The organism is Nostoc sp. UHCC 0251, from assembly GCF_034932245.1.
In the GTDB taxonomy this organism is placed as follows: domain Bacteria; phylum Cyanobacteriota; class Cyanobacteriia; order Cyanobacteriales; family Nostocaceae; genus Nostoc.
This window is the reverse complement of the sequence record NZ_JAYGHD010000126.1, coordinates 1-10,726: the sequence shown is the minus strand read 5'-3', so window position 1 is coordinate 10,726 and position 10,726 is coordinate 1. Positions and strand designations below refer to the sequence as shown.

Genomic DNA, 10,726 nt, shown 5'->3' with positions numbered 1-10,726 from the left:
TAGAGACGTTGCAATGCAACGTCTCTACATTCATTTTCACCAGATGTCTAATATAGCGATGCCTGCGGCGGTAAACTACGCTAATCCGAGAAAAAGGATAAAACTATCAAAATTTGGCAACTGCGATAGTTATTTAGTCCTTGATCAACTGAGGGGCGGTAGAATATACCTAATTTTCGTAGCTTTAAAAGCCAAACTATGACGATGCATTCTCCACTCCAACGTGCATTTACTAACCGCCGCGTCCTGAAAGTGATTAGCGGCTTGAATAACTTCGATGCTGCTAGCGTCGCTGCTACTGTTAAAGCTGCTGAATTTGGCGGTGCTACTTTTGTCGATATCGCCGCTGATGCAGCCTTGGTGAAGTTAGCTAAAAGTTTGACAAGTTTACCAATTTGCGTATCAGCGGTAGAGCCAGAAAAATTTGTGCAAGCTGTGGCAGCTGGTGCTGATTTAATAGAAATCGGGAATTTCGATTCCTTCTATGCTCAAGGACGCCGCTTTGAGGCTCCAGAAGTGCTAGCGCTGACTCAGCAAACCCGCGCTCTCCTCCCGCAAATCACCCTATCTGTTACCGTTCCCCACATTTTGGAACTAGATCAACAGGTAGAGTTAGCAGAAGAACTCGTAAAAGCTGGAGCAGACATTATCCAAACCGAAGGCGGTACTAGCAGTAACGCTGTTCACCCTGGAACTTTAGGATTAATTGAAAAAGCTGCTCCCACCTTGGCAGCAGCTTTTGAAATTTCTCGTGTGGTGTCAGTACCAGTATTGTGTGCTTCAGGCATTTCTAACGTTACTGCACCATTAGCGATCGCATCTGGTGCAGCTGGTGTTGGTGTTGGTTCCGCCATCAATCAACTCAATAGCGAAATAGCAATGATTGCTGCTGTGCGTGGCTTAGTAGAAGCCTTAGCAACTGCAAGAGTGCTGAGTGCTGAGTGCTGAGTGCTGAGTACTGAGTGAGAAGTAGGGAGTGGGGAGTGGTGAGTGGGGAGTGGGGAGTGATGAATCTTAAAATTCCCTATTCTTCCCTACTCCCTATTCCCTACTCCCCTCACCCCCAAACAATCCTTCAACGCATAAATCACCTGATCTTGCTGTTGTTGTGTCAGTTCTGGGTACATAGGCAAAGATATGACTTCATGGCAAGCCTGCTCTGCTATTGGTAAGTCGCCAATTTGATAGCCCAGACTTTGATAAACTGGCTGTAGATGTAAAGGGTAGGGGTAGTAAATCATTGAACTCACGCCCTGCTCTTGCAATTGACTACGCACCCAATCTCGATATTTGGCGCTAGAACCATTTCGCCCTTCGCCTGAAATGCGAATAGTGTATTGATTCCATACCCCTATACCCTCAGGTAACTCTTGGGGTGGAACTATCCCTGGAAATTGACTAAGGAACTGATAGTAATAGTTGGCGATATCTCGTCGGCGATCATTCCAAATATCTAAATAACGCAGCTTAATCTGCAAAATAGCTGCTTGGAGAGCATCTAAGCGGCTATTTACACCGATTTCCTCGTGTAAATATCGAATTTTACTACCATGATCTCGTAATATTCGCAGTTTAGTGGCGATCGCAGGGTCATTAGTCGTTATTGCCCCGCCATCACCGCAACCACCAAGATTTTTGGTAGGGTAGAAACTAAAGCAACCAATATGTCCAATGCTTCCTACTTTTTGATTAGCCCACATTGCGCCTGTAGACTGGGCGCAATCTTCAATTATTGACAAATTGTGAGACTGAGCGATCGCCATCAATGATGTCATATCCACAGGTTGTCCAAATAGGTGAACCGGGATAATCGCTTTGGTTTTGGATGTAATCGCCGCCGCTACTTGCTCCACATCCAAATTAAACGTAGTAGCATCAATATCAACAAAAACAGGTTTTGCACCGACGGCGCTAATCACTTCAGATGTAGCAATAAAGGTGAAAGGCGTTGTAATCACTTCATCGCCTGCGCCAATATCCAAGACTCGTAACGCTAAGTAGAGCGCATCAGTACCAGAATTACAAGCCACACATTCAGTAACAGTATTATAAGCAGCAAACTGTTGCTCAAAGCCTTGGACTAAGGGGCCACCGATATAGCGACCAGAAGCCAGAACCTCTAAGACGGCTGCACTTACTTCTGCTTCGATGGTGGTGTATTGCTGCTTAATATCAAAGGCAGGGATGGGATTTACACTTTGGATCATGAGTTCTTATTTTATTGGGAGATACAAAGGATGCACTTCGACAGTCAAATTTTGCTAATTGAATTGTTAATCAAAAAGGAGCTACTAAAAGACTATCGCCCAAGATACGCATCTATTAGGGTTTTTACTTAAATTGTGATACGGGAAACTACCGCACATTTAATTTACAGAAAGTAGGCATACTAGGTGTTTGCCATGTTAAGGTTGTACCATTTTTGAATTTTGAATTGATAAAGGTGATATATATCAACCAAGATCCAACACATCGGATCAAAGTTCCAGATGTGTGGGCTGCTTTGAGAAGAAAATACCAGGAGATAGAGAACCCATGCAGGATCTGATCCAGCTGGATTTCGTGGATTTAGCTATTGCTGTAGGATTGATGGCGATCGCCATTGGTTTATCTGCTTGGGAAAAATTAGGACTAGAGTTAAACTTGGCCCTTGCTACTGGGAGAACCATCTTACAACTACTTGTATTGGGATACATTTTAGATTTCATCTTGGCTTTAGACAATGCTTGGGCAGTTTTGGCGATATTAACAATAATGCTGACAATTACGGCGATTGTCGCACGAAACCGCATCAGCCAAAAAATTCCTTATGTGTTGCCTTTGGTGTGGGGTGCAATTTTAATTAGTACCGCTCTGACAGTGTTCTACACCAACTTTTTGATCATTCAACCAGACAGATGGTATGAACCACAATATATAATTCCCCTAGCAGGGATAGTTTTAGGTAATGCTACCAATGCAGCTGCGATCGCAGGCGAACGTCTTGTCAGCACTATTAATTCCAGCCATATCGAAATAGAAACCCACTTGAGTTTAGGTGCAACACCCCAGCAAGCAGTTAGCCAGTATCGCAAAGACGCCATTAGAGCCGGGCTGATTCCAACTCTCAATCAAATGCTCCTCATCGGTATGGTGGCAATACCAGGAATTACCACCGGACAGTTACTAGCTGGTGTCCCACCGCTGGATGCTGTATCTTACGAAATTTTGATTATATTTATGGTTGCTTTTGCTAATTTGTTGACAACAGTTTTAGTCGTGAAGGGGTTATGTCGTCAATTTTTCAATTCCGCCGCCCAGTTAATAAGGTGAAGGGATTTGAAGAAGGCAGGATAGCGCAGCAGTAGGAGGTAGGGGGAGCAGGGGAAAAGAAAAAGCTTAACCCAAGGGTATTGCATCAAAACCTATAGGGCAGGTAAACTTATCTGACCTAAAAATTGGCTTGGGAGATTTATGTAATGTGGCTTTCTCAGAGCGGCAGATTATTAAAACAGTAGATTTATTCTTTTTATCGTAAGCAATTGCACCCACAAGGCTGCTAAAACCCTTTTTGGTCAGACCTAATTTAAACAAATCAGTTGGGAATTCTTTAATAGGAGTTGCATATATAAATGACTCATCTTTACTCATATCTACGGAATATCGATAGCGGGCGGTTACTGCTGGTGCATCTCCAAGCTTTAACAACCTATAGGATTCAGCAAAAGCTGATTTTTCCGAAAAATATGCTTGTTGTGCTCTAATAAAACTTCCAATTGTAGTCTGACTACTATCACCACAGCCACAGCTTGGTGGAACTTGAATAAAAACAGTTAAAACTCCAAGTATTAACGCTCCAGCTCCAACGGGTAAGAAGATTCTTTTAAAGTTAATTTTGGTACGGTCACTTTGCTTAGTCACATTTGGCATATATAACTCTAGAAGAAAAAGTTTTTAGATAGTGGATAAGCGTTGGCTTTAGTAGCAGTAAATAACATCAAAGAGAGTATTCATAGACTCAGCTGAGATCGTAAATGAGAATCCCTATAGATTCCAAACTCCTGACTATTGTCTCCTAACTTTTCTACCCGCCTAAAGTCCGCGTATAAATCACTTGATTTTGGGAATCATAGAGAACAAGGGACAGGTTGGCATTGTCACTAATTACAGCTAGGGCTTCCCGTAAGATTTGTAAGTGATTAGTAACATCAACAGCAGTATCTGAATCCGAGTTCTCATTCTCAGAATAAGGATTAACCAAATTATTTTGCCTTACTTGGTCATATTCAGGCGTTAGCCTCACAATAATTCCTGCATTGTCTATACTAAATGTGCAAATCCGAATTTCATTAATACAGGTTTTATCTAGGTCGGTGCGGGTTTGTTGGAAACTACTAACAACTTGTAGTTTTTCTTGTGCTTGTTTGAGAGCTACTGAATAAGGTGCGATGAGAGACTGAGCCTGAGTGTAGTACAAGCTATCTTGAGAAATCTGTTTAGCAGTTTGCAAAGCCTGATCCCAGTATGTCGCTGCCGCTTGCCATTGGTTTTGTTGCTCATATACTTTGGCTTGCTTGGCAGCGTTAACGGCTTGTTGGTAGCTTTTAACAGCTAAACGTTCTTTAGTAGCGCGATCGCGTGCCGCTACTAATTTAGGTTTATAATCTAGCAACAGCTTTTCGGCTTCTTGGTATCCAGGGCTAGTCCGGGGAATGCTATTCAAGGCATTAATGGCCACCAGCCAAATAGACTGTACCTTTTGCCAGTCATTCAAGGATTTAGCAGTAGCTTCGCGTTTCTCGGCTGCATTAGCCACAGCTTTTGCTGCTGTTAGCTTTTTCAGCCATTTTTCCTCAGTAAATATCTGTTGATTTACAGTGTGCAAACGAACGCGATAATTAAGTAATTTACCTTGCGCTAACCCATAGAGTTCACTATCGGGGCTTATGGTTTCTAGTGGCGCTATAGCCCGTCGCCATAAGTGTTGTCTAGCTTGTAACTCTTCTAAGCTATATGCGGGAGTTTGAACTTTTTGTGTCGCCAAGGATGCTGTCTGCAAAGCCTTGACCACCTGGTTGATTTTTTCTGACCGTCCAGACAAACTTGCTTTTAGTTCTTCTGACACCTGGTAACGAGGCGACCAATTAGGAATTACATTCAGGGCTGCACTGGCTGTCGCAAGTTGCTGTTGTAGAGCTACTAATTCTTTTTCAGACTTGGCGCGGCGCATCACTTGCGGGGATTTTGTTTTTAATTGCTCGGCATTTTGTATTTCTTTACACTCAGACATCACACAAGGGCGAGTCAATAAGTAAGCACCGCCGCCTAAGACTACAATTCCCATCAAGGCTGCACCCAGCAAGATGGGTTTGATTTGAGATGCTGGTTTTGAAGTTGGCAAATCCGGTACATCTGCAAACGGGTCAAACAGTTCCTCCTCCTCAGTCTTATCGATTGATGGAGAATAGGTCAGAGCTGATGAAGAAATGGTAGAAAAGTATTGCTCCTCTGCCCCCCTGCCCCCTGCTCCCCCTGCCTCCCTTACTCCCCCATCTCCCCATCCCCTCATCTGCTTCAGAGCCAAGAAACATTTGGCATAAGGGAGTTGTTCTCCAAAAACTCTGAGGAAACATTGCACTCGCTGCTCTCTGTGGGGTGCTAGAGACTGAAGTACTTCCTCAATTACTGCAAAGATTATCTCAGCATCAACTATTACATCTGATTCGTGTTGCGTTAAAATCATTAGCTCGTCTTTATTGACGGCACATTTAACCTCGAAGACTTCAGCCGTTGAGACTTCTACAAGCAATTGTTCCTGCAAAGTTTTAGCTAAAAGCTGTAAATCTTCCTGCTGGACTGCTACTTTCATAGAGCTTTCCCGCTGAATTTCTATATTGTTTTGATTATCTTTAAAAGGATGAAATGAACTTTTGAGGTTTTTTGAATGCAAATGCACAGTTGACCCAACCATAGCCTGAAAATCTGAACGAACAACTTTCTAACACACATTCTGAGTTTTCACCAAAATTTAAAAAAGCAATTATTGTTCGCACTGCTACATTTTCACAGCGCAAGATGCAAAATTAAATAATTTGTGTTCAGATATAAATTACAAATAAAAAATGGGAATAATAGAGTGTTTAAGTATTTTCACTGCATTATTTCGTGGCAATTAAATTCACAGGATCTACTGCTCTGCAACTAAAATTTTGCACAGCAGTTGTGACAAATTTATCCAAAGGTTAAAAAAAACGATGCTAGGTCAGAGGGTTTTGACAGAAATGGCAGTTATCTTCTATGCTAGGAAACTTACTGAAGAGATTAATTACATGTTGTGGCTCTGGCACAAACAGGTTGGGTATCGAAATTAATGTGCCTCATTTCCTGAATTAGATAAAATTGATCCGTGAAAAATAAATTTTTATAGCTGCCAAAAGCTTAATTCTGCAATAAAAATGCTGCAAAATATTAATACAGCACTAAGCAAAGGCTTGAAAAGTGTGAATACAAGGTGTATCAATGGATTTATTAGAGTATCAAGTTAAAGAATGGTTTGGGAAGATAGGCATTCCTGTATTGCCTTCCCAACGAATTGACCATCCCACAGATTTGAAACGTTTAAAAATTCGCTTTCCAATTGTACTAAAATCTCAAGTACATGGAGCGGAACGGGCAAAAGCAGGTGGAGTCAGGTTTGCAGAAACGACAATTGATGCGATCGCAGCTGCTCAAAATATCTTTAATTTACCAATCTGGGGCGAGTTGCCAGAAGTTGTGCTGGCAGAATCCCAATACGACGCCAACCAGGAATTTTATCTCGCGGTGGTTTTAGATACTGCTGTTTGCCGACCAGTACTTTTAGGTTGCAAAGAAGCAGACATTGATTGGGAATCGGCTGGGGAAAGAATGCACCATGTTGTCGTGGAACAGGAATTCTCGCCATTTTATGCCCGACGACTGGCTTTGAAAATGGGTTTGCAGGGGACGCTGATGCAGTCGGTAAGCAGCGTTGTCCAGAAGATGTACCAGTTATTTGTGCAAAAAGACCTGGATTTAGTCGAAATCAATCCCTTGGCAGTCAGTGCTACTGGTCAAGTGATGGCTCTTAATGGTAAAGTCAGGGTCAATGAACGGGCAATCAAGCGTCATCCAGACCTCGCCCAGATGGCGGCAAAAATCATCAGTCGTCATACCAGTACTGAAATCGATGGTATATCAGGCGACTGGGATGGTGTGAGAATGCACGGAAAAATTGGTATTTTAGGTAATGGTACTGGTTCAGTAATGGCAACTTTGGATTTAGTCGCTAATGCTGGTGGCAATCCAGGTCTTTGTTTGAATCTACGTCATGCTTTCCTCACAGATACTACACCAACTACTTTCCGCGATCGCTTAGAAACAGGTCTAAAAATCCTGGAGGCTGATAAAAGTATTCAAGTAATATTAATTAACTTCCTGGGTAGCATTCCTCAAACTGAGGAAGTCGTTGAAGTTATAGCCAGAGTTGTGCAGCAAGACAACAGCGAACTTCAATCACAAGTTGTACATTCTAATGGTAGTAAAAGTCGGCAAGAGCAGAATTTTTCACCCTTAGTTGTCCGTCTTGCTGGTTCTGAATTTGATGCTGCAAGAAAGTATTTAGCAACACTAAAAACCCATAAGAATGCGCTCCTCGTAGTAGAAAATTTAGATGAGGCAGTGGCGGCAGCAATTCGTCTGGCTAAACCAACCGCTAATAAGAAGTAGTAAAAATTAAATCAATACGACACTACTGTAAATATGTCGTTTTTATGCCTAATGTCTTAGACCACTAGGTTGCCAAACTTACGGTAATTTTTTATGAACCTAACGCCAGAAAGCAAAGTATTAATTCAAGGCTTTTGTGAATTTATATCAGGCACTCATATTGCTCAAATGAAAGCTTATGGTACGAATTTGGTAGCCGGTGTCAATCCTGGATGTGGTGGACAGGAACTGCATGGACTGCCAGTATTTGACTTAGTAGAGGAGGTAATAGAACAATTTGGAGTAATTGACACGACAATTATCTGTGTAGATCCTTACGACGTTCTAGATGCGGCATTAGAAGCGATCGCATCTCATATTCGCCAGATCATTATTATTACCGCTGGCGTGCCACCGTTGGATATGGTGCAATTACTCCGCAAGGCCGAAGCTTGTGAAACTTTGGTAGTCGGGCCAAATAGTCCGGGAATCATTGTACCGGGTAAAATTCTCTTAGGTACTCAACCTAACGAATTTTATACCCCTGGCCCAGTGGGGATCGTTAGTCGTAGCAGCACCCTCACCTACGAAGTTGCTTACGAATTAACAAAAGCCGGTTTGGGGCAGTCCATTAGTGTCAGTATTGGTAGTGATGCGATCGTTGGTTCCTCCTTTCTCCAATGGCTGCAAATTCTCGACGAGGATGAAACTACAGAGGCGATTGTTTTAGTCGGTCAACCTGGCGGTGGTAGTGAAGAAGCAGCAGCCCGGTACATTACTGAGGCAATTGATAAACCAGTAATTGCATACATTGCAGGTAGACTTGCACCACCAGGAAAAACTTGGCGTCAAACTGGGACTTTAGCAACGGTTATCGGACGCGATCCTAACTTTGGCACAGCCCAAAGTAAATTAGCTGCTTTAAAAGAAGCGCAAGTTCCAGTAGCTGAACGTCCTTCTCAGATTCCAGAATTGTTGAGAAAGGAGATTAATTAATTACAAAAGGCGAAGCAATAATCGAGCTTTGTCTGCCAATTTTAATGCATGAGAATTGCGATCGCTCAGGGGCAAATTTTCTTAGAGGAAAGTAGGCGAACAGGGCATCTACTATTAAACATTTCGAGAAAAGTTTGCCACCTGAGCTTTCATACTTGCAAAATACTTAATATATCACCAGGACGGCGTTGCTGAATTAAAGTATGAATCTGGATGTAGAGACGTAGCACTGCTACGTCTCTACAAGGATTTTGGTATTATGCAAAATCATTTTCATACATGGAATCAGCAACGTCACCAGAACAATTGTCTGAGGACGAACCATTTTTGTCTTGCTATTCATATTACCGCTCAAACCAAAATCAAATATTTAGATCGCGTAGAGCCAGACGAATTTGCTCTAAACGCCTGCGATTAACACCAAGATCCGACTCTCCCACGCGAGCTGCCGAGCGCACATGAATTACCGACTCATTGGGAGGGAAATAAAACTCTACATCATCAATAAATTTGAAGATGCGGCTTTTAGAAAGAGCGTGAATATAATTATCTGTCTGTTCTATAACTTCCGTGCGGGGAACAACGGTGAGAGTTTTTAGTAAGGTTTTTCGTGCTGCATCGCGATCTATATGATAGGCAATTGGGTCAATGGCATGTTTAGGATCACCATCTTGACTCACAACACAGTTGTCTGAAGCCGGACAAGAACTAAGATGACCATTATCAACTCCCAAACCAGAAGAGGCAGCCCAACTGGGGGCAGGAAGTATTAAACTATTAATCAAAGTTAGCAATATTATCAAAGCGATACTCCGCAGGAGTCTCTGCGTGAAGGCTGTTAGGAGACGAGACATTATAAATTTACTCCTTAAGGTTTGAATGGCACTCGATTATTTTCGGTCATTTTGGAGGGAGCGCTGCGAATTGCTGATTCGTCCTATACAGTATCATCCATCCAGCCACATTTTGGGTTTGGCAAGTTATCCCAATGCATTCGCGCCAAACAGTCCTAGTCAAGAAGAGCGCCATATAAAAAAATAGACTCTTGTTAGACTTGTTGTAGAGACAATTATCCAATAAGAATTCTTTTACTATCTTCAGCCATAGCTTAGAAAGCAAATTAAAGCACAATGCAACAACTATTTATGGCAAAGAATTCAAAAAGGTAAAATTATAAAGAACCGTCAGAATGTAATCATGTCAGCTATTCAAACAACTGTGGTTCTTGCGATGACGGGCGATGGAAAAATTAGCGCCGTAGATCCTAAAGCGCCTCGTGATTCCGATCCAGATGATCAAGCACACCTAGAGTATCAAGCCTCCCTTGCCGATTTAGTCCTGGTAGGAGCAGGGACGATTCGGGCTGAGGGGGAAACCTATACAATTCGCAATCCTGAACTATTGGCAGCACGCGAAGTTCGGGGTCAGTCTCCCCAGCCCATTACCTGCGTTGTCTCAGGTTCCCTTGATCTATCGCTGGACTTACCTTTTTTAAGCCAGGACATTGAGCGATGGATATTTACAACACGGACTGGTTTGAAGCGTAATTCTGATGTAACAAGCTTGCAAAAGCTAGCTGAATTAATCGATTTGGGAGAGACAGACCTAGACTGGGATCAAGCCTACAGCTTAATGGCAGAGCGGGGTATTCACAAAGTCATTGTTTTAGGGGGCGGTTCTTTAACAGCTGCTTTACTAAAGGCAGGGCGGATTGACGATTGGTGGTTAACAATTTGGCCCATCATTTATGGAGGAAAGGATGCCCCTACCCCAGTGGAGGGAGAGGGTTTTCTTCCCCAAGCTGCTCCTCATCTCCAACTCGTCGAAACTCGTCAGGTTGGCAGTCAGTTGTTTTTACACTACCGCATACTCAACTGAGAATGCGCTGCCATAATTAAGTGCTGTTATGGTTAAAACTAAAAAGCGCCCTCCCATTGGGAGAGCGCTTTTTAATTTAGCTAAACTCGACTAATTAACCGTTGATAGCAGGAGCGCTGATTGCCACAGGAGCAACATCACCAGCAGC

10 protein-coding genes are annotated in these 10,726 nt (G+C 42.7%); 6 read left to right on the top strand and 4 right to left on the bottom strand.

The features are described from left to right. Window positions 1-202: hypothetical protein (locus VB740_RS14770; RefSeq protein ID WP_323200740.1), on the top strand; the 202-nt coding region annotated here is incomplete at its 5' end. Next, a complete protein-coding gene (locus VB740_RS14765; RefSeq protein ID WP_323200739.1) occupies window positions 199-948 on the top strand; it encodes a DUF561 domain-containing protein in 750 nt (249 codons plus the stop codon). The genes VB740_RS14770 and VB740_RS14765, both read left to right, overlap by 4 nt. A gap of 86 nt (window positions 949-1,034) precedes the next feature. On the opposite strand, the gene VB740_RS14760 is transcribed toward VB740_RS14765, so the two are convergent. Further along, the gene (locus VB740_RS14760; protein ID WP_323200738.1) at window positions 1,035-2,207 is read right to left on the bottom strand and encodes a DegT/DnrJ/EryC1/StrS family aminotransferase; all 1,173 of its coding nucleotides are present in this window, start codon (window positions 2,205-2,207) and stop codon (window positions 1,035-1,037) included. Between the two features lie 328 nt (window positions 2,208-2,535). Here VB740_RS14760 and VB740_RS14755 point away from each other — a divergent pair, with 328 nt between their 5' ends. Beyond that, window positions 2,536-3,312, top strand: a complete 777-nt coding sequence (locus VB740_RS14755; protein WP_323200737.1) for an ABC transporter permease — start codon at window positions 2,536-2,538, stop codon at window positions 3,310-3,312. A 66-nt stretch (window positions 3,313-3,378) separates the two neighbouring features. Here VB740_RS14755 and VB740_RS14750 read toward each other — a convergent pair whose 3' ends face one another. Together VB740_RS14750 and VB740_RS14745 are read right to left on the bottom strand one after the other, a co-directional pair. Continuing rightward, window positions 3,379-3,909 carry a type IV pilin-like G/H family protein gene (locus tag VB740_RS14750; protein WP_323200736.1) on the bottom strand — a complete coding sequence of 177 codons (531 nt, stop codon included), beginning with the start codon at window positions 3,907-3,909 and terminating at the stop codon, window positions 3,379-3,381. A gap of 154 nt (window positions 3,910-4,063) precedes the next feature. Further along, window positions 4,064-5,848, bottom strand: a complete 1,785-nt coding sequence (locus VB740_RS14745) for a hypothetical protein (RefSeq protein ID WP_323200735.1) — start codon at window positions 5,846-5,848, stop codon at window positions 4,064-4,066. 650 nt (window positions 5,849-6,498) lie between these two features. On the opposite strand from VB740_RS14745, the gene VB740_RS14740 reads away from it, so the two are divergent. Further along, a complete protein-coding gene (locus VB740_RS14740) occupies window positions 6,499-7,725 on the top strand; it encodes a succinate--CoA ligase subunit beta (protein ID WP_323200734.1) in 1,227 nt (408 codons plus the stop codon). A gap of 93 nt (window positions 7,726-7,818) precedes the next feature. Further along, window positions 7,819-8,700, top strand: a complete 882-nt coding sequence (locus tag VB740_RS14735; RefSeq protein WP_323200733.1) for a CoA-binding protein — start codon at window positions 7,819-7,821, stop codon at window positions 8,698-8,700. Window positions 8,701-9,062: 362 nt separating this feature from the next. Here the strand turns inward: VB740_RS14735 and VB740_RS14730 are convergent, their stop codons facing one another. Further along, window positions 9,063-9,554: a DUF1499 domain-containing protein gene (locus tag VB740_RS14730; protein ID WP_323200732.1), complete on the bottom strand. Its 492-nt coding sequence runs from the start codon at window positions 9,552-9,554 to the stop codon at window positions 9,063-9,065. A gap of 343 nt (window positions 9,555-9,897) precedes the next feature. On the opposite strand from VB740_RS14730, the gene VB740_RS14725 reads away from it, so the two are divergent. Further along, entirely contained in the window at window positions 9,898-10,578 is a 681-nt protein-coding gene (locus tag VB740_RS14725; RefSeq protein WP_323200731.1) for a RibD family protein, read from the top strand. Window positions 10,579-10,726: the final 148 nt, after the last annotated feature.

What these genes read in the sequence shown, in the direction of transcription:
- VB740_RS14765 (WP_323200739.1), top strand. Translation starts at nt 199, where the DNA reads ATGACGATGCATTCTCCACTCCAACGTGCATTTACTAACCGCCGCGTC.
- VB740_RS14760 (WP_323200738.1), bottom strand. Translation starts at nt 2,207, where the DNA reads ATGATCCAAAGTGTAAATCCCATCCCTGCCTTTGATATTAAGCAGCAA.
- VB740_RS14755 (WP_323200737.1), top strand. Translation starts at nt 2,536, where the DNA reads ATGCAGGATCTGATCCAGCTGGATTTCGTGGATTTAGCTATTGCTGTA.
- VB740_RS14750 (WP_323200736.1), bottom strand. Translation starts at nt 3,909, where the DNA reads ATGCCAAATGTGACTAAGCAAAGTGACCGTACCAAAATTAACTTTAAA.
- VB740_RS14745 (WP_323200735.1), bottom strand. Translation starts at nt 5,848, where the DNA reads ATGAAAGTAGCAGTCCAGCAGGAAGATTTACAGCTTTTAGCTAAAACT.
- VB740_RS14740 (WP_323200734.1), top strand. Translation starts at nt 6,499, where the DNA reads ATGGATTTATTAGAGTATCAAGTTAAAGAATGGTTTGGGAAGATAGGC.
- VB740_RS14735 (WP_323200733.1), top strand. Translation starts at nt 7,819, where the DNA reads ATGAACCTAACGCCAGAAAGCAAAGTATTAATTCAAGGCTTTTGTGAA.
- VB740_RS14730 (WP_323200732.1), bottom strand. Translation starts at nt 9,554, where the DNA reads ATGTCTCGTCTCCTAACAGCCTTCACGCAGAGACTCCTGCGGAGTATC.
- VB740_RS14725 (WP_323200731.1), top strand. Translation starts at nt 9,898, where the DNA reads ATGTCAGCTATTCAAACAACTGTGGTTCTTGCGATGACGGGCGATGGA.